The sequence below is a fragment of the Gordonia otitidis genome (genome assembly GCF_020735545.1).
Classification (GTDB): Bacteria; Actinomycetota; Actinomycetes; order Mycobacteriales; family Mycobacteriaceae; genus Gordonia; species Gordonia otitidis.
In genome coordinates, this window is the sequence record NZ_CP085974.1 from 2,810,781 (window position 1) to 2,832,165 (window position 21,385).

20 protein-coding genes are annotated in these 21,385 nt (G+C 63.6%); 15 read left to right on the top strand and 5 right to left on the bottom strand.

Features of this window, described 5'->3' with window-relative positions:
* Positions 1 to 68 precede the first annotated feature (68 nt).
* The 3 genes from LK459_RS12885 to LK459_RS12895 all read left to right on the top strand — a co-directional run bounded on the left by LK459_RS12885 (position 69) and on the right by LK459_RS12895 (position 3,069).
* Positions 69 to 1,871, top strand: coding sequence for an N-acyl-D-amino-acid deacylase family protein (locus LK459_RS12885; protein WP_227918681.1), 1,803 nt, complete (start codon positions 69 to 71; stop codon positions 1,869 to 1,871).
* Between the two features lie 165 nt (positions 1,872 to 2,036).
* Positions 2,037 to 2,534, top strand: coding sequence for a redoxin domain-containing protein (locus tag LK459_RS12890; protein WP_227918682.1), 498 nt, complete (start codon positions 2,037 to 2,039; stop codon positions 2,532 to 2,534).
* Between the two features lie 10 nt (positions 2,535 to 2,544).
* Positions 2,545 to 3,069 (top strand): DsbA family protein, encoded by a 525-nt coding sequence (locus LK459_RS12895; RefSeq protein WP_227918683.1) that lies wholly within the window; start codon positions 2,545 to 2,547, stop codon positions 3,067 to 3,069.
* 11 nt (positions 3,070 to 3,080) lie between these two features.
* On the opposite strand, the gene LK459_RS12900 is transcribed toward LK459_RS12895, so the two are convergent.
* From LK459_RS12900 to LK459_RS12915, 4 genes are read right to left on the bottom strand one after another with little or no spacing between them, the layout of a single operon-like run.
* A complete protein-coding gene (locus tag LK459_RS12900; RefSeq protein WP_227918685.1) occupies positions 3,081 to 4,100 on the bottom strand; it encodes a pyridoxal phosphate-dependent aminotransferase in 1,020 nt (339 codons plus the stop codon).
* Positions 4,101 to 4,156: 56 nt separating this feature from the next.
* Positions 4,157 to 5,185 (bottom strand): 3-oxoacyl-ACP synthase III family protein, encoded by a 1,029-nt coding sequence (locus tag LK459_RS12905; protein ID WP_227918687.1) that lies wholly within the window; start codon positions 5,183 to 5,185, stop codon positions 4,157 to 4,159.
* Entirely contained in the window at positions 5,182 to 5,847 is a 666-nt protein-coding gene (locus LK459_RS12910; protein ID WP_227918689.1) for an SRPBCC family protein, read from the bottom strand. The genes LK459_RS12905 and LK459_RS12910 overlap by 4 nt, the downstream gene beginning before the upstream one ends.
* The gene (locus LK459_RS12915) at positions 5,844 to 7,517 is read right to left on the bottom strand and encodes a thiamine pyrophosphate-binding protein (RefSeq protein WP_227918690.1); all 1,674 of its coding nucleotides are present in this window, start codon (positions 7,515 to 7,517) and stop codon (positions 5,844 to 5,846) included. Before LK459_RS12915 ends, LK459_RS12910 begins: the two co-directional genes overlap by 4 nt.
* A gap of 135 nt (positions 7,518 to 7,652) precedes the next feature.
* Here LK459_RS12915 and LK459_RS12920 point away from each other — a divergent pair, with 135 nt between their 5' ends.
* Complete coding sequence (locus LK459_RS12920; RefSeq protein ID WP_227918691.1) at positions 7,653 to 9,155, top strand: sensor histidine kinase; 1,503 nt, start codon at positions 7,653 to 7,655, stop codon at positions 9,153 to 9,155.
* On the opposite strand, the gene LK459_RS12925 is transcribed toward LK459_RS12920, so the two are convergent.
* Complete coding sequence (locus tag LK459_RS12925; protein WP_227918692.1) at positions 9,134 to 9,805, bottom strand: response regulator transcription factor; 672 nt, start codon at positions 9,803 to 9,805, stop codon at positions 9,134 to 9,136. The genes LK459_RS12920 and LK459_RS12925 overlap by 22 nt on opposite strands.
* A 144-nt stretch (positions 9,806 to 9,949) precedes the next feature.
* Between LK459_RS12925 and LK459_RS12930 the strand changes: the two genes are divergently transcribed.
* From LK459_RS12930 to LK459_RS12980, 11 genes are all read left to right on the top strand, one after another.
* Entirely contained in the window at positions 9,950 to 11,269 is a 1,320-nt protein-coding gene (locus LK459_RS12930; protein ID WP_227918693.1) for a cytochrome P450, read from the top strand.
* Between the two features lie 235 nt (positions 11,270 to 11,504).
* Positions 11,505 to 12,299 carry an MlaE family ABC transporter permease gene (locus LK459_RS12935; RefSeq protein ID WP_227918695.1) on the top strand — a complete coding sequence of 265 codons (795 nt, stop codon included), beginning with the start codon at positions 11,505 to 11,507 and terminating at the stop codon, positions 12,297 to 12,299.
* A 100-nt stretch (positions 12,300 to 12,399) separates the two neighbouring features.
* The gene (locus tag LK459_RS12940; protein ID WP_007240546.1) at positions 12,400 to 13,275 is read left to right on the top strand and encodes an MlaE family ABC transporter permease; all 876 of its coding nucleotides are present in this window, start codon (positions 12,400 to 12,402) and stop codon (positions 13,273 to 13,275) included.
* A complete protein-coding gene (locus LK459_RS12945; RefSeq protein WP_227918697.1) occupies positions 13,275 to 14,435 on the top strand; it encodes an MCE family protein in 1,161 nt (386 codons plus the stop codon). Before LK459_RS12940 ends, LK459_RS12945 begins: the two co-directional genes overlap by 1 nt.
* On the top strand, positions 14,435 to 15,448 hold the full coding sequence (locus LK459_RS12950; protein ID WP_227918699.1) for an MCE family protein: 1,014 nt from the start codon (positions 14,435 to 14,437) through the stop codon (positions 15,446 to 15,448). The genes LK459_RS12945 and LK459_RS12950 overlap by 1 nt, the downstream gene beginning before the upstream one ends.
* Complete coding sequence (locus LK459_RS12955) at positions 15,445 to 16,467, top strand: MCE family protein (protein WP_007240549.1); 1,023 nt, start codon at positions 15,445 to 15,447, stop codon at positions 16,465 to 16,467. The genes LK459_RS12950 and LK459_RS12955 overlap by 4 nt, the downstream gene beginning before the upstream one ends.
* Positions 16,464 to 17,639, top strand: coding sequence for an MCE family protein (locus tag LK459_RS12960; protein ID WP_227918701.1), 1,176 nt, complete (start codon positions 16,464 to 16,466; stop codon positions 17,637 to 17,639). Before LK459_RS12955 ends, LK459_RS12960 begins: the two co-directional genes overlap by 4 nt.
* Entirely contained in the window at positions 17,639 to 18,733 is a 1,095-nt protein-coding gene (locus LK459_RS12965) for an MCE family protein (protein WP_227918702.1), read from the top strand. The genes LK459_RS12960 and LK459_RS12965 overlap by 1 nt, the downstream gene beginning before the upstream one ends.
* A complete protein-coding gene (locus LK459_RS12970; protein WP_227918704.1) occupies positions 18,714 to 20,141 on the top strand; it encodes an MCE family protein in 1,428 nt (475 codons plus the stop codon). Before LK459_RS12965 ends, LK459_RS12970 begins: the two co-directional genes overlap by 20 nt.
* Entirely contained in the window at positions 20,117 to 20,815 is a 699-nt protein-coding gene (locus LK459_RS12975) for a hypothetical protein (protein ID WP_227918705.1), read from the top strand. The genes LK459_RS12970 and LK459_RS12975 overlap by 25 nt, the downstream gene beginning before the upstream one ends.
* 92 nt (positions 20,816 to 20,907) lie before the next feature.
* Entirely contained in the window at positions 20,908 to 21,372 is a 465-nt protein-coding gene (locus LK459_RS12980) for a h domain protein (RefSeq protein ID WP_227918707.1), read from the top strand.
* Positions 21,373 to 21,385 lie beyond the last annotated feature (13 nt).

Here is a 21,385-nt window from a genome sequence, read left to right on the forward strand (position 1 = left end):
TACATATACCGAAAAGTGTCTACACCAACTGTGATCTGTGCCACGATTGGCGCGGCGAAGGGAGCCGCATGTCCACATTTGACACAGTCGTCCGGGGAGGCCGGTGGTTCAACGGGACGGGAGCGGCCTCGGCGATACGCGACATCGGCATTCGCGACGGTCGGGTGGCAGCGATCAGTGCCGAGCCTCTCGACACCGAGGGCGCGCAGGTCATCGATGCAGTGGGTACCTGGGTGACACCGGGACTCATCGACATCCACACCCACTACGACGTCGAGGTGCTCGATACCCCGGAACTGACCGAGTCGCTCCGGCACGGGGTGACGACGGTGTTCATCGGGTCGTGCTCGCTCTCGACGATCTACGTCGACGGCGAAGAGGCGGGCGACCTTTTCGGGCGTGTCGAGGCGATTCCGCGTGATCACGTCATCTCAGCGGTGGATGAGCACAAGGACTGGACGTCACCCAAGGAGTACGTCGATCGATTGGAGAGTCTGCCGCTCGGCGCGAATCTCGCAGCCTTCATCGGACACTCGGACATGCGGACGGCTGTGATGGGGCTCGATCGGGCGACACGTCCCGACGTGCGACCGACCCGGGCCGAGCAGGCGCGCATGGAGGAGATGCTCGGCGACGCACTCGTCGAGGGATTCGTAGGGCTCTCGTCGCAGCAACTGAAGTTCGACAAGCTCGACGGGGTGACCTGCCGGTCACGCACCCTGCCGTCGACCTACGCCAAGCCCAGGGAGCTCCGCAGACTCAAGAGCATGCTGCGTCACGGCGGGCGCGTGCTGCAGTCGGGTCCCGACATCCAGAATCCGCTGAACCTGGTGTCGCAGATGGTGCAGTCCATCGGGTTCGGCCGGCCGGTGCTGAAGACCTCGCTCCTCTCGGCTGCCGATGTGAAGTCGAACGAGAAAGCGCTGCTCCTGATGGATCACCCGACAGCGCTGATCAATCGACTCGGTGGCGACTTCCGGTGGCAGCACCTGCCGGTCCCGTTCGAGGTGTACGCCGACGGCATCGATCTCGTCATCTTCGAGGAATTCGGCTCCGGTGCAGCCGCTTTGCACCTACGCGACGACATAGAGCGGGATGCGCTGATCCAAGATGAGGACTACCGGCGCTGGTTCCGCAAGGACTACGAGCAGAAGTTCGGAATCAGGGTGTGGCACCGCGACTTCTTCGACGCCGAGATCGTTGCCTGCCCGGACGAGTCGGTGATCGGCAAATCCTTCGGCCAGGTGGGACTCGACCGTGGCGGAGTGCACCCCGTCGACGCCTTCCTCGACCTCGTCGTCGAGCATGGCAGACAACTGCGTTGGCGTACGACGATTTCCAACCACCGGCCGCAGATGCTCAAGAAGATCGCCACGTGGCCGACGGTGCAGATGGGATTCTCCGACGCCGGCGCCCACCTGCGCAACATGGCCTTCTACAACAGCGGCCTACGGTTGTTGCGCCATGTCCGGGATGCCGAGCGGGCCGGAAAGCCCTTCATGAGTAGCGAATACGCGATCCACAGACTGACCGGCGAGGTCGCCGACTTCTACGACATCGACGCCGGGCACTTGCGCGTCGGTGACCGCGCCGACCTCGTGGTGATCGATCCCGAGCATCTCGACGAGCAACTCGAGGCGTATGTGGAGGCACCGATAGAACAGTTCGGTGGTATGTCGCGCATGGTGAACCGCAACGACAGCGCGGTCCGGGCCGTGCTGATGAGCGGACAGACCGTCTTCGCCGATGGCCGGTTCTCGTCGGCGGTGGGGACCGTGAGGACAGGCAGCTTCCTCCGCGCCGGGCGGTCCACGCCGCCTGTGTCCATGCAGGGCACCGGCAACGAGGCCGAGTTGACACCGATCGGCTGACGCCGGATCGGTAACGGTTTTCGGGTCTTCCACTACACCTGTGACGTCACCATTGCATATAGGCCCGAATGCGATTGACGGGGCATCTGGAGTCACGAGAAACGGCACGCTCAACAGTGGTGCTTTCGGGTGCGATGCGGCCCGGTGTCGTGCAACGATCGATTCATGGCCGAAACAGCAACCGCACCCGAAAGCATCCTGGAGGCCGGAACCACGGCCCCCGATTTCACACTCAAGGCGACGCCTGATCAGTCCCTCAGCTTGTCCGAACTGAAGGGTAACCCGGTGGTGCTCGTGTTCTATCCCGCCGACTGGAGTCAGGTGTGCGGGGACGAACTGGCCGTGTTCAACCAGTCGCTGCCGCTCCTCCAGGACTATCGCGCGGTGCTGCTGGGGATCTCGGTCGACAGCGCGTGGAGCCACCAGGCCTTCAAGGAATCCCGCAAGCTCGGCTACGACCTGCTCGCCGACTACAACCCCAAGGGTGAGGTGTCACGAGCGTACGGCGCATACGACGAGGACGCGGGGTGCTCCAAGCGTGCTCTGTTCGTCGTCGACGCCGACGGGGTGATCGCCTGGAGCTACCTGTCGCCGATGGCCATCAATCCCGGAGTCAACGGAGTGCTCGACGCACTCGAAGCGCTCAAGCAGAAGAATTCGTGAGGAGCCCGCGATGACCTTGACCCCTTCTGTCGGATCCGACGACTACACCCAGGGCCCGGACGAGGCCGCGATCACGCTGGTCGAGTACGGCGACTACGAATGCTCGTACTGCGGGCAGGCCTACCCGATCGTCAAAGACCTCCAACGGACATACTCGGACTCACTTCGCTTCTGCTTTCGCAACTTTCCCATCCCAGAGATCCACCCGCAGGCACTGAGCGCCGCGGAGTTCGCCGAGTACGCCGGAAGTCAGGGACGATTCTGGGAAGCGCACGATCGGCTTTACGAGAACCAGGACCGACTCGGCGACAGCTTCTATCGCGAGCTGGCAGCAGAACTCGGTTTCGAGCAGAGGGCCGTGGAGAACGCGCTGAACGCCGGAGAGTTCGCCGATCGCATTCAGGGACATATCAACAGCGGCCTCCGCAGCGGTGTGAACGGCACGCCCGCGTTCTTCATCAACGAGCAGTTCTTCCCGGGGCCTTACACCGAGTTGCCCGAGGTGCTCGCGCAGATCTTCGCATCGGGACGTTAGTACGTTCCCGCCTATGCGGTTGCAGCGGTTGCCCTGAGCGCAGCCAGAACGTGTTCGGTGGTGCATCCGTCACCGACCGTGACCCGCGCCCCGTGTCCGCGCACCTGCTTCACCGGGATTCCGGAGGTGGTGAGCAGCGATCCGAGCGCTATTCCGTCGTCTCCCTGCAGATACACGAAATTGGCCTCGCTGGTCAGTGTTTCAGCCCCCAACTCATGCAGCTGTTGCGCCAGTCGCGTGCGCTGCGTGCGCATCGCAGTCACCCTCTGCGCCAATTCGGTGTGTGCGGCAAGTGCCACGGGGACCGCAGCCTGTGCCGGTGCGCCCACCGCGAACGGCACCTCGAGTCGCTGGACCTCCGCCATCACGCGCGCGTTCCCGACCCCGTAGCCGACTCGCAGTGCCGCGAGACCATAGGCCTTGCTGAATGTACGAAGTACCACCGTCCCGAGGTGGGCATGCAGGAGTCCGGCCAGATCCGGTGCAGCAGTGCTGAACTCTATGTAAGCCTCATCGATGATGACCGTGAGGTGCGGTGGCAGCGCGTTCAGGAAGGAAACCAGGACGTCCTCGTCGACCACGGCGCCGGTTGGATTGTGCGGTGAGCAGATGATCACCGCGACGGTGTTCGAGCCGATGGCGCTGTGTATCGCCGTCAGGTCAACCTGGCCCCTGGCGTCGAGCGGGATGCCGCGCATACGCAGACCCGCCATGTCGGCCAGGATCGGGAACCCGTCGAACGTCGGCGTGGCGGTCACCAGTTCGGGAGTGTCCACACCGCGGCGTGCCCCATTGCGCACCGCTGCGTGCAGGGTCTGCAGTGCGACTCCGGTCGCCCCCGGGCCCACGCTGACCATGGAGTCGTCGACCCCGAGATGCCGTGCGACGGCGCGCCGCGTCGAGTGTGGCAAGAACTCCGGGTAGAGATTCGTTCGGGCCACCTGCTCGCGCAGTACTTCGGCGACGGATGGCAGTGGGGGATAAGCGGATTCGTTGAGATCGAGCCGAACCACATGTGCCCGTGTCGACATGGCCGGGGGTGAAGCTGTCGGCGATGCAGCCGACGGGGTTGCTGTCGTCGGGGGTGTCATCGTCTGCCGGACCAGCGGAGCGCCGCAGCCCCCGCGAAGTCGCCCGCATGCGCGAACGCCGACATCATGACCACGTCGCCGGATTGGATTCTCCCGTCGGTGATGGCGGCGTCGAGAGTCATCGGAATCCCGACCCCGAAGAGGTTTCCGCACTCGTCGAAGGTGTCGGGATGTCGTTCCGGGGGCAACTCCAGCGCCTCTCGCCAGTTCCGGAGGAAGATCCGGTTCGGCTGATTGGTGATGAACCAGTCCAGCGCGGCGGGTGCGATGCCGATGGAGTCGGCAACCTCGATGGCCGCGGCAGGCACCATTCGATTGCCGCGCGCGAGGACCTTCGTGATCTTCGCCTCCGTGAAACCGATGTGTATCTGTCCTGGCCCCGCCTCCCAGTACCGTCTGTCGGGCTCGGCAACCGACGTCATGTCGGCCGAGTACTCGCCGTACGAATGAGTGATCAATCCCAATACCGGAGAGCCATTCTCGCCGTCCAGGGTCACGGTCGCCGCCGCCGCACCGTCGCCGGGTATCGCCGCCTGCGCTTTGCCACGGACCTGGTCCTGGGTGAAGATCTGCGACGCGCTGTTCTGCGCGAGACCCACCAGGGCCTTGCCGCCTCCTGTCGCGGAGAGCAGTGCGGCAGCGAGATCGATCATGTGGATGAATGCCGCGCATCCACCGTTGTGGACGTCGAGCACCGTACGGGGTCGCAAGCCCAACCGATCGGCGAGTTCGCCCCCACATCCGCGAACCGGTACCTCGGGAAGTTGGCTGTGGGTCAACACGACGGTGACGTCGTCGAGATAGTCCCCGCCATGTCTCTCGGTGAGAATCCTGGCGGCAGAGATCATCATGTCGGCCGACGTCTCTCCCTCTGCTGCGTGGTGACGGTATGCAGGCGCGGAGAACATCACATTGTCGGCGAGTGCATCACTTTCCGCGTACTCGCTGAAGAACGCTGCGGGTACGCGATTGTCGGGGAGGTAGCCCGCAACGTCGGCGAGTGTCAGCGTGGGCGAGTGGGTCATGAGCGCATCCAATCGGGGGTGAGGGGAAGATCGTTGGCGTGGCGGTATTCGGCAATCGCTTTGAGGTTGTTCAGCTCGAGCTGATGTCCGGCGGAGAACATGTCCCAGAAGTCACCCACCCACACCGGGCGGTCGGCGGGTGCGGTGTCCGGGAACGGATTCTTCTCGTAGAACGGGTGTCTGCAGTTGGTCCACAGCACCACCGAACCAGGTGTGTCGAGGACGACCTGGGCGTCGACGACACGCATCAGGTAGACCATCCACAGGTGTTTGCCCTGATCCCACGCGCAGTGATAGTCGACGGTCATCGCGTCCGGATTCGTGACGGTTCGCGTGTAGATCTCGGTCGCCTCGCCCAGTCGGTCCTGGGCGACCCAGAGTCCGGGCTCATCGGTCGTCGAGAAGCCGCGGAGGCTGTAGGTCCACTCCTCGAGCGATCTCGTGTCGGCGAGCCAGTCGTAGAGTTCGCGGGCCGGCGCGTTCACGTAGCCCTGCACCGTGCAGAAGTCGCCGTAGATGGTGTCGTGCGGGTACACAGAGCGGAGCATGTCGAGGATCACCGGTGTGGCGGTCTGACGGGGATGGGTCTCCACTCTTGTCAATCCGTCGAGGTCGGCTGCCTGTTCGCCCAAATCGGCCAAGGGCGTGGTCTCGATGGTCATGTCGGTGGTGATCCTTTCGCCAGGAACGGGAGAAACGGCGGCACCTCGTCCGGGTCGTAATCGACGACGATTGCGTTGGGGCCGGTGCCGGAGAACAGTTCTGCGCAGTCGGCGCGCAGTTCGGTGAGCTGGCAGGGATGCCGCACGTCGAGGCCTGCGAACATCGCCGCGAGCCCGCCGGCGATGTCGGTGGGCCGGAATCGATTGACGCCCATGGTGTCCGGGAAGTACAGGCTTTCGCGGGTCACACACATTCCGTGTGCGTCGTTGTTGAGGATGACCAGCGTTACGGGAGCGTCGTGCTCTACTGCGGTGTGAAACTCCATGCCGTGCATGAAGAACGCACCGTCGCCGGCGATGATCACGCTGCGTTCGGCGAGTCCGACGGCCACGCCGATCCCGGCGGCGATGGCATAACCCATCCCGCCCATCCCGAGAGCGACCGTGAATCGCTGGTCTGCGACCGGAGTCAGATAGTGGATTGCGGCTGCTCCGACATTGCCTGCGTCCGCGAATATCCGTACACCGCTTGGTATCACGTCGGAGATTGTGTCGACGATCTCGCGCAGCGAGGGTAGCGCGACGTTTCTCCGGGCTGGTGGCTCGAGGTAGGTGGTTTCGACGTCGGGCAGCGTGCGGGGCACTAGTCCGGCGTCGGCGAGCGTGTCGTCGAGGTAGCGCACTGCGTCGGCGAGTGAATCGACGAGGATCGTCGTCCCGCGCGGTGGTCGTGGACTGTGGCGCCCGATGTGGACGATCTCGAGGTGATCGAGTTCGTCATCGAGTCCACCACGGTCGGTGAGCGTCATCCTGCATCCGACAGCCACACAGATCGATGCGGCGGCAAGGGCGGTGCGGGCGGAAGGGTGACCCATGACGCCTGTGATACCCGCGTGACCGGTCAGAGGGTTGACGGTATCGGCACCGCCGGGCGCCGCGACGACGGTAGCTGATAGCCGAGAAGCCATGCGGTGCAGTGTCGTTCCCATCCGTTCCCGGGATGCCTCCTCGCCGATCCACAGGCAGATCGGCTCGCCACTTCGCGCAGCGTCGACGAGTCGGTCTGCCGCAGTCGTCAGCATGCTCTGGACGGCGTGGTCGGCTCTGTCGGGTGGAATCTCGTGGTCGACGCAGTCGTCGCCCGAGATCTGCTGCGACTGCACATCCTTGGGGATGATCAACGCGCAGGGGAGGTCACGCTCGAGAACCGCGAAGACCGACTTCAGTGCGGAGGAGAGGCCCGTTGCATCCGTGACCACTTCGACGTGACCGGTGATCGCGCGCAGCACACCTACGAGATCGATGGTGTCGGGTGGATCGAGCATGTCCTGAAAGCCTCCGCGGGTGACGAGCGGCGTCGGTGGGGTGCCGATGACAGCGAGTACCGGAACTCGACTGTCGAACGACTCGGCCAGCGCCGGAACGACATTCATCGCGCCGCCACCGGAAGTCGTCAAGACCAGTGTTGACGAGCCGCTCATGCGTGCCAGGCCGTCGGCCATCGCGCCTGCGGCGAACTCGTGCTTGGCCACGACCGTCGGAATGCCGACTCGCGCCGCCGCTGCGTACATGTCCTCGATGTTGGCGCCGTGCACCCCGAAGGCATATGTCATGCCACGACGCCGCAGGGTGTCCAGAAGATGCTCTGCGACGTTTCGGCGGGCGGTCATCTCGTAAGAGTGCCTGCGTTTACCTGAAGGTCTGCTGAAATCCGTGACCTGTCGATCGGCCGCGGAACGGAATAGACTCTGCGATCACAGTCCATCGGCAACCGACCGGCGGACGACGCCGCATTGGATGAGCTCGTGACCGTACGCACCCGTGTTCGCCTGCGAGTGGGCCGCTATGGCGTGCGTAAGCAACTGACGATCGTCGCGGCGGTCGTACTCGTCGTCGCGTTGCTCCTGAGTGGTGCCCTGATGCTGCTCATGTTGCACCGGGAGAACACCGAACAGATGTTCCGAGCGACAGGGCGGCAGGCATATCAGATCGCCACGGCGGTCAACCGCGGCGGTGTCTCCGCCGTCGACCCCGACGATCTGACACCGGGAGCAGGTATCGACATCACGCAGGTGATCGACGAGCAGGGCCACGTGGTAGCCGCGTCGCCCGGAGCTCCCACTGTGCCGATCAAGGTCGACGGCGATACGCGTGGGGGCGGGGAGCCGCAAGCCCGATACGCGGATCACGTGACCGTTCCCGGCTATGGCGACGACTACTGCGCGACGGCGATGACTGCCGACTACTCCGATCACACGTACACCGTTGTCGCACTCGACAAGGCATCCGGGGTGAGGGGAAGCGAGTGGACGACAGCCACGCTCATGGCGATCGAATTCCCCGTCATCGTCGCGCTCGGTGCGGGTGCGGTGTATCTCCTGGTCGGCCGCTCGTTACGCCCGGTCTCGCGAATCACCCGACAAGCCAATGAGATCACGTCGACCGAACTCGAGCACCGCGTGACCGTGCCCGCCGCTGACGACGAGATCCGCACTCTGGCGATCACGATGAACAGCATGCTCGCGCGCCTCGAGCGGGGGCGTGATTCGCAGTTGCGGTTCGTCGGGGATGCGTCCCATGAATTGCGTAGCCCGCTCACCACAGTGGTGGGGCTGCTCGATCTCGCCGACCACACCTCGTCGCCTGTCGATCTCGAGACCGTGCGCACCATACTTCTTCCGGAGGCGCGGCGTATGCAGCGGATGGCGGAAGATCTTCTGCTACTCGCACGTGCCGATGAACATGGACTGTCCGTGACGGCGTCGGATGTGGATCTCGACGACGTGGTGTCCGACGAACTGGTTCGTCTGCGTGCGCTGAGTCCGCCGAAGGTAGCGGGCCATGTCGTTGCCGCACGCGTCTCCGGCGATGCGGACATGCTGCGGCGTGCGGTGCGCAACCTGACCGACAACGCGGTCAGACACAGCATGTCGACGGTCTGGATCTCGCTGAGTGTCGAGGGGTCGACCGCGGTCATCGCGGTCAGCGACGACGGGCCGGGCATCCCGGAAGACCAGCGGCACCGTGTGCTCGACCGATTCTCCCGTATCGACGTCGACCGTCGGCGCGACACGTCGGGGGCGGGCCTCGGCTTGGCAATCGCGCACGAGATCGCACGTGCACACGGCGGGGCAGTTGCCGTGGTCGACTCTCGCCACGGCGGTGCGACCGTCGAACTCGTCCTGCCGCTACTTCACTTCCAGGGCCCGCTCGCGAGCGGCACTTTCGCAGATCAGCAGCGCGACGATGATGACGACACAGACCCGAGAGGGCATGCAGGAGATGATCACACTGCGATCAGTCGATAGCCGGCGCCGCGCACCGTCTCTATCGACGCGACGCCGAACGGCGCGTCGACTCGCTTGCGGAGGTAACCGATGTAGACCTCGACGATGTTCTCGTCGCCTTCGTAGTTCTCGTCCCACACCGATTGGAGGATCTCATGTTTCGACATGACCCGACCCGCATTCCGTAATAGCAGTGCGAGCACCGCGAACTCCTTCGGAGTGAGCGTGATGGGCGTGTTCCCCCGCGAGACGACGTGTTGCGCCGGGTCGAGGCTCAGTGATCCCGCGCTGAGAATCGCGGGGCGTTCGTGCGAACCACGCCGCGCGACAGCACGCAGATGTGCCTTGAGTACGACGACGGAAAACGGTTTGACGAGGTAGTCGTCGGCTCCGAAGTCCAGCGCCTCGGCCTGATCGTATTCTCCGTCTTTTGCCGAGAGCATGATGATCGGTACCCAGTCCGAGCGTCGTCGCAGCTCGCGGACGATCTCGAAGCCGTTCATGCCGGGGAGCATGATGTCGAGCACCACCGCATCGAATCGCTGCTCCAGGGCGGATCGGAACCCCTCCGCGCCGTCGTGCACGACAGATACGTTCCAACCATCACTGGCCAGCACCCGACGGATCGTCTCGGCTGCCCGCACGTCGTCGTCCACCACCAACACACGCACGTCGGTTGTCGTCCTCTCCCGGCGGTCGGTACCGCGTCGCCCCCTGATGTTCCCATCGAGAGGATTGCAGGTCGCAATCGAAAGGATTCACCGATGCGCCACCGCACGCTTGCCCGACCTTCCGCGGAATCGACCCTACGCCCGGTGCGGGGACCGCGGAGTCTCCCGCTTCACAACGTATTGCGTCTGCGCTCGGATCCGGCATCCCTGGCACACGATCTTCGCGTCGACTACGGGGAGGTGGCTCTCGTCTCGGCGCTCGGACGTGACGTAGTCGTGGTACAGGGGCCGGAGGCACTCGGCGAACTGGTTCGCGATGCCGATCGAGCCTTCCGCAACGAGCCGGTGTACGGGTTCGCGCTCGGTCGGCTGTTCGAGCGCGGGATACTTCTGATGGACTCCGACGAGCATCGCACGCATCGTCGAATCATGCAGGCGGCCTTCACCGCTGACCGCCTCGCGGAGTACCAGAAGCCATTGCACGCGCTCGCCGCCGACGCCGCGAGGCGTTTCACCACGGGCCCCGCGGTCGACATTCGTGCTGAACTCAAGGCAACGGCACTCGACGTCGCGCTGGAGTTGTTCGTCGGGGCACGGCTGCCACGAGCAGAGGCGGACGAGATCAACGCCGCGTTCGTCGACCTCATCGAGGCGGGTGGTGCGCTGGTCCGCGTGCCGATACCGGGCACGTCCTGGGCGCGCGGCCATCGAGCGCGCCGAGTCGTCGACGAGTTCTTCGCCGAGTTGGTGCCGCTCCGACGCGCAACGCCAGGGCCTGACCTGATGTCTGCGTTGTGCGAGGCACGCGACGATGACGGGAACCGACTGTCCGACGAGCAGATCGTCGATCACATGCGATTCATGCTCTTCGCAGCACACGACACAGCGACCATCGCCATGACGTCGATGACGTATCGGCTCGGTCGAAACGACGCCTGGCGTTCACGCGTCACCGCGGAGGCCATTCGGTTGGGAAGCACACCAACGGCGGCGGAGCTGCGCGAATCCACCGTCATGCAGGCGGTGTTCAAGGAGTCGCTTCGGCTGCGTCCACCGGTTCCGGTGATTCCCCGCGCTGCTGTTCGGGATACCGCGATACGCGAGCATTTCATCCCGGCTGGCGCGTTTGTCATCGCGATCGCCGCGAGTAACCACCGGATACCCGAAATCTGGCCGCAGCCAGACGAATTCGATCCCAGACGATTCGTCGACGCAACAGGCGCTGCCACCGTGAAACGGAGCGGCCGCCACCGGCTCGCATGGGCGCCGTTCGGCGGCGGCGCGCATCAGTGCATCGGGATGAATTTCTCCTTCCTGGAGGCGGCGACGATGGTGCACCACATGGTTCGCCACCTCGACTGGACGGTCGAGTCGGACGCGTACGAACGTGACGACGTCGCACTCACTGCGAACGTCGGATTCACGGCGTCGGTGCGTCCTGCACTGCTCGACGGGGGTATCTGAAGGTTTTCCAGGTGGATCACGACCCCCTGATCCGTCATGTGAAATCTCCCCCCAAGGGGGGACAAAGCTACCTCTGACGGGTGGGGACTTATCCCGTGGCGACCCTTAGCGTGTAACGCGGCCATGTGATGCAGTCCACATCGATGGCCGAGTTGAGGCGTGAGACATCCGCATGGCGGAAGTCGGGTGACGCGTGTGCCCTGATCGGGTTTCGAGTGTGTAGAGGTGATGAGAGATGGTCGCGGTTGCTCCAGAGCGTCGATCCCGGTTCCGTGGCGCGGCACGCGCAGCACCGATCGTGCCGCGAGCGATCGGACAGTTCTACGCGACGAGTCTCGAGACTTTCCGCTACCTGTTCACATCGCGGTTCCAGTGGAAAGAGTTCCTACACCAGTTCTGGTTCATCGCATCGATCTCGATCGTCCCGGCCCTGGCGATGTCGATCCCGTTCTGCATGATGTTCGTCTACGAGATCAATATCCTGCTGGCGGAGGTCGGCGCTGTTGACCTCAGCGGCGCGGGCGCGGGCGTCGCGATCATCCGTGAGATCGGGCCCATCATCACCGTGCTCGTGGTTGCAGGCGCGGGGTCGACGGCGATCTGCGCGGACCTCGGGTCGAGGACGATTCGCGAAGAGATCGACGCCATGCGCGTGCTCGGAATCGATCCTATCCAGCGCCTGTGCGTCCCCCGCGTTGTTGCCTCGACGATCGTTGCACTGTTCCTCAACGGACTGGTGTCGGCGGTCGGGATCGCTGGCGGCTTCTTCGCGACCGTATACCTGCAGGGCGCGTCCCCCGGGCAGTACGTGACGAGCATCCCGATCATCACCGGGCTTCCGGACTTCTTCGTCAGTGAAGTGAAAGCAGGCGTATTCGGACTGCTGGCAGGTCTGGTGGCGTGCCACCTCGGACTCCACGTGAAGGGAGGGCCGAAGGGTGTCGGCGACGCCGTGAACCAAACCGTGGTCTACGCATTCCTGCTGCTGTTCCTCGCGAACTCGGTGATCACCACCATCGCCCTGGGCTGAGCGGTCTCGCGCACGTCGGACAACGCACGTATGCCGTCCTGCTGATCTCGGTGAGCTCTGCTCCCCAGGTCATCGGCAAACCGAAAAGGATTACACGTCAATGGTTGTGAAAGAACCGAGCACGTCCGCTGGTTCGAATGGAGTTCTGCGCGCCTCGCGGCGTGCGGCGGCTGCACCACCGGCTTTTCTCGACGGACTCGGCCGGCAAGTGTCCTTCTACGGCCAGACGGTTGCCACGGTCCCGCGCACGCTGCGCCGATATCGCGAGGAGATCGTGCGGCTGATTGCCGAAGTGAGTATGGGAAGTGGTGCCCTCGCCGTGATCGGCGGGACGCTGATGGTGGTCGCCATGCTCGCTGCAGCCGTCGGATACGAAGTGGGACAACAGGGTACGACCTCACTTGGAAGAATCGGTCTCGGCGCGTTCGCCGGCTTCATCTCCGCCTTCTTCAACACCCGTGAAGTGATACCGGGTATCGCGGGCGTGGCTCTGACCGCAACGGTCGGCGCTGGTTTCACCGCACAGCTCGGCGCCATGCGTGTGAGTGAGGAGATCGACGCGCTGGAGACGATGTCGATCCCCTCGTTGCCCTACCTCGTCGCCACCCGACTGATCGCAGGCGTCATCGCAGTGATTCCGCTCTACGCGGTTGCGCTGTTCATCGGTTATGCGGCAACAGAGTTGGTCACCATCGTGCTCTATGGGCAGGCCAGCGGTACCTATCATCACTACTTCAACGTCTTCCTCGTCCCCAAAGACGTGTTGTGGTCGGCATTCAAAGTGTTGTTGATGGCGATCGTGGTGATGTGTGTGCACTGCTACCACGGCTACAACGCTCACGGTGGCCCAGCAGGCGTGGGAGTCGCAGTCGGTCGAGCAGTCCGAACATCATTGGTGGCGGTCATGCTGATCGATCTCTTCGTGGGGCTTGCGGTCTACGGCGGACCTTCGGGTGCGGTTCGGGTGGCCGGCTGATGGGGCACCTGCGAGAGCTCAGTCGAAGAGCCAACATCGTGCTCGGCCTGATGCTCGTCATCGTCCTCGTCGGCGCGGCAGCCATCTCGGTCGCGCTGTACCGGGGAACGTTCAGCGACACCCAGCGAGTCACGATGTACGCCGATCGTGCAGGCCTGTTGCTGGAACGCAATTCGAGCGTCGAACTCAACGGCGTCGTCGTCGGGCGGGTCCAGGATGTCGAGTTCACCGACAACCGGGCGAAGCTGACCCTCGGTATCGACAGCTCGGCGGCGCAGGCCATCCCCTCGAATGTGACCGCCGACGTCGACCCGATGACACTGCTCGGACGAAAGTATGTGCGTCTGACGCAGCCCGCGAATCCACGGTCGGATGCGCTGAGGTCGGGAGATGTCCTGTGGGCGCCCGGGGTTGGCCACGAGGTGGACGACCTGCTCAGCAAACTCGTGGACGTTCTCGACGAGGTGGACCCGCAACGGGTCACCACGACGGTCGGCGGGTTGTCGCAAGCTCTTGCCGACAACGGGCAGCAGGTGGGGACGTTGGTCGACCAGCTCAACGACTATCTGGCGGAGTTCAACCCGAATCTCGGCGCTCTCCAGAGGGATATGGTCTCGGGCGCTGCTGTCGCGAATCGGCTCGACGAGGCGGCGCCTGATCTGTTGGCCACGATCGACAGGCTCTCTCTCACCTCGACGACGTTGACCCGCGAACAACGCGCGTTCTCCGCATTCGTGCTGTCCTTCTCGAATCTCGGAGCCACAGGCCGAGATTTCTTCTCCGTCGCGGGCATGCCGTTCGAACGTGCGGTGAAGAGTCTGCGGACCACTGTGTCGACCCTCGGCGAGTTCGCGCCGATCTATCCGTGCTTCCTGTCGAGTCTCGCGTTGACCAACCAGTACCTCGAGCGTGCGAACGGTGGAAGCGATCGACCGGGACTCAACGTGGTCGGCACGTTGCTGATGGGAAACCCGCCGTACTCCAGTTCGCGCAACCTTCCCAAGGTCGGCCTGGAAGGAGTAGCGCCGAGCTGCAGGCAGACCTCGAAACCGCCAGCGCACATCGACTTCGATGACGGCAGCGACGCGTACGGGCCGATCAACGGGCCTGCCGACCTGATCGGAAACCCATTGGCGGACCTACTGTTCGGGGGACACTGATGAAAACGACGAGTACTGCCGTCAAGGCGGTGTTGTTCGTGGTGGTCACCTCGCTGGCGGCCTTGTTCGTTGCGGTCCTCGCAGGCAATCTCAGGTTCGGGCCCACACGCGAATATCACGCGATCTTCAGTACGGCTGCAGGATTGACGACAGGTTCGGAGGTTCGGATCGCAGGTGTGCCCGTCGGAACCGTCACGGGCGTCGAGTTGGCAGGCAAGGACGCCGCGCGCGTCGATTTCACGCTCGATACCGCGCATTCGCTCAGCGATACGACGCATGCCGTCATCCGTTACAAGAATCTGATCGGCGACCGCTATCTGCAGCTGACGGAGCCGGAAGCGATCGGACAACCGGAATCCGAGGGCTCCACAATTCCTCAGGCACGGACGACGCCCGCACTCGATGTCGACCAGGTCGTCAACGGGTTCAAGCCGCTGCTGCAGGGGCTCGATCCGGCCGAGACCAATCGCGTCGCGACTTCCCTCGTGGCAGTCCTCAACGGGCAGGAGAGTGCGATTTCCGAACTCACGGCTGCACTCGGTGTCGTCACGAACTCGCTCGCCGATCACGACGCCGCGATCGGCAAGGTCATCGAGAACTTCAACGTCGTGCTCGCGGGGATCAACTCACGCCACGATGCGACGGATCAACTCGTGACCGGTCTGGCGCAACTGGTGTCGTCGCTCTCGGCCGACAGTCCACGGATCTCGGGTGCGCTGACCAAGATCGATGCTCTCACAGCATCTCTGGCCGATGTGGTCACCTCGGTGCGGCCCCACCTCGCCGAGAGTGTCAGCGGTCTGAACAAGCTATCGGGAAACCTCAACGCGAGCACCGATACGTTACAGCTGATCCTCACCAAGCTGCCAGAGGCGTATCGGATCATCGGTCGCGTGTCCGGGTATGGCAGCTACGTCAACTTCTTCGTGTGTGGTTTGGCCATCAAATACGGTCCAGGACAAGGAGATCAAACACCCATGTTCACCGCTCCCGCGGGGAGGTGCCAACCGTGATCGATTGGCGGAAGTCAATGGTCGAGCGTGATCCGGTGAAAATCGGGATCATCGGGACGATCATCCTCATCATCGTCCTCGCGCTCGCGTTCAATCTGCGTTCGTTCTCCTTCGTCACTGGTGAGCGCGACTACCATGCACAGTTCGCGGACGCGAGTGGTCTACAGTCCGGAGATCCGGTACAGCTCAGCGGTATCGAGGTCGGCACCGTGAAGGCGATCGAGATCGACGGTGCGCACGTCGCGGTGGATTTCGGTGTGAAGGAGGATGCACGCAAGCGTCTCGGCGACCACACGCGCGCAGCAATCAAGGTGAAGACGTTGCTCGGCCAGCGCTACATCGACCTCCACCCGGACGGAGCCGGCGCGTTGTCTCCGGGAGATACGATCACCCTGGACCGGACGAGTTCGGGTTACGACATCACCCGCGACCTCGAAGAGGTCACGCACAAGGTCGACAAGACCGACAAGACTCAGCTCACCGAGGCTCTCGACGAGTTGAGTACGGTCCAGGAGGCGTTGCCGTCGAACATCCGGCAGACCATCGACGGGGTGAGCAGACTCTCTGCGACGATCGGCTCCCGAGACCAGGCGGTGTCACAGCTGCTCGCGAATTCGGCTGGTGTGTCACAGATCCTGGCGAATCGCAATGAGCAGCTCACGGCGATGTTCGGTCAGGGACAGACGCTGTTCGCCACGCTGAATCGACGCTCGGCTGCGATCCACTCGATACTCGTGCAGACCACCGACCTCTCCCGCGCCCTCAACTCGCTCAGCGGGGATGTGAAGGAGATCCTGGCCCCGACACTGGACAAGCTCGGCACGGTCGTCGATCTGTTGAACAAGAACTACGACAACATCAATCAGTCGATCTCCGGGATGAAGACGTTCACCTATCAATTGGGCGATGCGGTCGGAAGCGGACCGTTCTTCACCGTGCTGCTCCAGAACATCCTGCCGGCCAACACAGGTGTGACAGGCAACGGAACAGCAGGCGACCGAACAGGGGGTCCTCGATGAGCGCGCGACGGCGTCGCGGTGGAGTCAGTGCGGCGAGCCGTATTCCCGGCTACGCGCTGGTGATCATCGTTGTGGTGATGCTGATCGTCGCGAGTGTGCTGTGGCTGGTCAGTGGCCGAAAGAGCCAGTACACAGTGCTGTTCACCAACTCCACCGGTCTCTACGTGGGCGATCGTGTGATGGTCCTCGGAGTACCGGTCGGTGAGGTCGACGAGATCACGCCGCGCGCGGACGCGGTGGAGGTCAAGGTCAGTATGGACGAAGGACGCAGGATCCCCGCGGACGCCAAAGCTGCGATCGTGGCGCCGACGCTGGTGACCGGTCGCTACGTCCAGTTCGCTCCGGCTTACACCGGTGGTCCGGCCCTCGCGCCGGGCGGCACGGTCCCCGTCGATCGGACGGGTACCCCCGTCGAATTCGATCAGACGAAGAAGCAGCTCGTCGATCTCGTCAAGGAGGTCGGTCCGACGTCCAAAGATCAGCAGGGAGCGCTGAACCGATTCATCGACGCCACCGCGACGACCACAGACGGTAACGGTCGTGCCCTGCACGACGCACTGATCCACTTGTCCAAGGCGACGGGCACGCTCAATCGCGGTGGTGACGATCTGTTCACGACCGTTCGCAACCTCCAGGCGTTCACCACCTCGTTGTCGACTGCTGATCGCGAAATACGTGGATTCTCTGCCCAACTCGCGGACTTCTCCGGCGTCCTCGACGACAACAGGGTAGAGGTCGACGCCGTGCTGCAGACGTTGCAGGACACGTTTGTCGACGTCAAACAGCTCATCGACACGAACAAGGCTGCGCTGGCAGCAGATGTGAAGAAGGCGAACACGATCACCACGCTTCTCGTCGATCGCATCGACACCTTGGCGAACACCCTGCAGGTACTGCCGACCGCGGCGTCGGACTTCTACAACATCTACGATCCGATCGGAAACTCGCTCTCGGGTGCACTCGGGATCCCGAACATCCCGGATCCGAAGTCACTGATCTGTGCACTGCTGACCACCGTGAACGCGCCGGAGGGACAGTGCGCGACCACCGTCAAACAGATTGGTGCGAATGCCGCGGCAGCGACTGCGTCGACGGGCAGTCGTGTCGGGGCGCCAGACGCCAACGGTCTGTCGGGGTTGCTGAACCCACGGGGCCGGGGAGGTCACAACTGATGAGATTCCGACATGTGGCCACACTCCTCGGCGTTGCGCTGATCTCGATAGCTTCGACGGCGTGCAGCTTCGATGGGGTGAACTCGGTACCGCTGCCGGGCAATACCGCGGGGTCGGACACGTATCGAGTTGTCGTCGACCTCGCCGACGCGCAGAACCTGGTGGGCAATTCGCCGGTGAAGGCCGGCAACGTGACGGTCGGAAACATCCGCAAGGTCGAGACGAACGGATGGCATGCACGGGCTCTGCTCGATATCGACAGCGACAAGCAGATCCCGGCGAACGTCCATGCCGCGCTGGCACAGACCAGTCTCTTCGGGTCGCAGTACATCGAGCTCGCGGTACCGGAAGGTGAAGGCCCGCAGGGAAAGCTGGATGACGGTTCACACATCGCGGTGGCCGACACGAGCCAGTATCCACCGGTCGAGAAGGTGCTGAGCTCGCTATCGCTGGTCCTCAACGGCTCCGGACTGCAACAGCTTCGCACGATCACCGACCAGACCGATCAGATCCTCAACGGGCATGAACAGAACGCGCGTCAGCTTCTCGGACGTCTCAACACCTTCGTCTCCGATATCAACAAACAGCGCGGCGATATCGAGAATGCCATCGAATCGATGGCGTCACTGAGCACGAAGCTGTCCGCACAGGTGAAGACCATCACGCACGGAATCGACACGATAGGACCGGCGATCGGAGTGCTCAACGCGCAGGAGAAGAACCTGATGACGATGCTCGACTCGATCGGGTCGTTCGGCGACTCTGCCACCGGCGTGCTCAACCGTAGCCGGGATGGTCTCGTCGATGAGGTCCGCAACCTCGCACCCACACTGAACTCGCTTGCAGCATCCGGGAAGTCACTACCCGAGGCGTTGAAAGTCGCTTTGACACTGCCATTTCCGGTGACGACGATCGAACGAACAGCGAAGGGCGATTACGTCAATCTGTTTCTGACCCTCGACATCAGCCCCCAGAAGCTGGCGAATGTGGTGCTCCCGAGTGTCACACGGAAGCCGCGCGACGAGCCCCAGCTGTCCCGGCAAGCGGTCGATCCGCTTCGAACTCCGACAGCGCGTGGGGAGGGAACCCGATGAGAAGCAGGCTGGTCCGAGCGCAGCTGGTGATCTTCGGATCGTCTCGATCCTCGTGGTCGGGTACTCGGCGTACGCCTATGCCGGGCTCCAGCGCTACACGGGCATCGGAACCTACAGCGTCGAAGCGCAATTGAGCGCATCTGGCGGCCTGTATCCGGCGGCGTTGGTCACCTACCGAGGGGTCGACGTCGGAGTGGTCACCGCGCTCGACCCGACACCGACCGGGGCGACGGCACGGCTGCAGATCGACTCCGCCCACAAGATTCCCGCCGATGTGCACGCTTACGTGCGAAGTGTGTCGGTCGCCGGCGAGCAATTCATCGATCTCGTGCCGAACTCGACAGCGGGAGGTTCACTGACCGACGGTGCACGAATCAGCGGAGACAGCACCAGCACCCCCGTCCCCGCCGGCGACGTGATCGAACAGGTGACCGGGCTTCTCGAGACGGTACCGAAGGATTCGTTACGCGGCGTGCTCGACGAGACATCGCAGGCACTCGACGACACCGGCGAGAACCTCAATGCCGCGCTGGCGGCGTCGTCGTCGTTGGTGCGGCAGGCCACGGGCAGCCTCGACGAGACGGTGCAGCTGGTGCAGACTGCAAATCCGCTGCTCGTCGCCGTCGATCGGAGCGGTCCCGACATCTCACGGATCGCGACCAACCTACGCGGCTTCACCGAGCAACTCGCGATGAGCGACGAAGCTCTCGGAAACGTGCTGCGAACGGGCGCACCGTTCTTCGACTCCACGTCAGGACTGCTACAGGAACTTCGCCCCACGCTTCCGGTACTGCTCGCCAATCTGCAGACAGTGGGTGAGGTTCTTCGGGTCAACGTGCCGGGCATCAGGCACGTGCTCGTCGTGTACCCGGCGATCAGCAACGCGATCAACGCCGACCTCGGCCCGTTCCAGCAGACCGACGACCGATCCTCCGGACAGGGCGAGTTGGACGTCAAATTCGGTAACACCGAGAACCCCGCCCCGTGCGGCGAGGGGTACGGGATGGAGCGGAGGAATCCGGGGTCGGTGGGTTACGCGCCGATGCCGGAAGACCAGTACTGCCAGGCCGCGCACGACGATTTCCGAGTGGCGCGAGGTGCGCGCAACGCACCCTGTGCCACCGACCACTCGGTGCGCTCGGGTGACGTGGCGCGGTGCCCGGGGGGTCTGCCGTCCCGGTGGCCTCAGATGCTGGCGCGGCCGGGTGTCGGCTACCAGGTTCCCGGTAGTGCGCCGAATCCGCCGAAAGCAGACGCGGACACCGTGACTGCGGTCCCGTACGACCCGTCAACCGGACGGTTCCACGTACCAGGCCAGCCGACATCGTTCACGTTGGGCAACGTGATCGCAGGCAAGAACTCCAACCAGAAGGTGGTGAGCACATGGGAACAACTGTTTCCCCACTGACAGAACCCGAGACGTGCGAGTCCGTGGCCCCTGAGATCGACGACCCCGGGGCGCCGGCTGAGCCCGAATCCGGTGAACAGACATCGGGGGAGTCGGTCCCGACTGAGCCGGGATCAGACGATGCGGAACGCGATGCCGCGCCGTCACCCCGCGCAGACAGCACGACGTCGGAGAAGGATTCGGGGCCTGCACGTGGACGTCAGCTGTTGGCGCTCGTCGTCGGCTGCGCACTCATCGTCGCCGGAATCGCCTATGGCGCAGTGATGTATGAATCGCACCGCGACGCCGTGGCCGCACGTGATCGCGACGCACAGTTGCTGACGACGACTCGTGAGATGGCTGCCGATCTGGTGACGCTGCGGCACGGCAGTGCCGATGCCGACGTCGACCGTGTGCGCTCCCACGCCACCGGTGACTTCAAGAGCCAGATCAGCGATACAACAGGGAGCTTTTCGACAATCCTCAAGCAGGGGCAGGTCGATTCCGAGGGCAAGGCTCGGCAGGTCGCGGTCGTGAGTGCTGACGATGATCACGCAACCACGATCGCCGCGGTGACGTCGACGGTGAAGAACTCCGAAACCCCCGAAGGACAACAGCGGGTCTATCGGATGAAGCTCGACCTCGAGCAGCATGACGGTCAGTGGCTCGTCTCGAATGTGGAGTTCGTATCATGAGATTTCTCAGAATGATTGGACAGCTCGCACAGCGGATATGGCTGCGCGGGGCCCGCGGCGTTGGGCAATGGAGCGTGAGACGCGCGCGACTCGTGAGTGGCGCCGTGGCGCTGCTTGTCGTCGCGGTCGCGGGAGCATGCGGATACCTCATGTACCTGAATCATCAGGACGGCATCGACAGTCAGATGCGCACAGAGGCACTCGCCGCGGGAACCCGCGATGTCCCTGCGCTTCTGTCGTATCAGGCGAAGAACATCGACAAGGATTTCGAGGACAAGTACTCGAAGGTCACCGGAAGCTTCCGCACCCAGTTCGAGGAGTTGTCGAAGAATACGATCATTCCTGCAGCCAAGGAGCAGGATCTGACCACGAAAGCTCAGGTGGCCACCGCCGGAGTCACGGCGAGGGACGGGGATTCGGTGACACTGTTGCTGTTCGTGAACCAATCCACCACCACCAAGGACGAGCCGGGTGCGCGCCTCGACGGGAGCCGCGTCCAAGTGGTAATGACCAAGGTCGACGACGGCTGGAAGGTCGCAGGACTGACACCGGTGTGATGGGTCGCGGTGT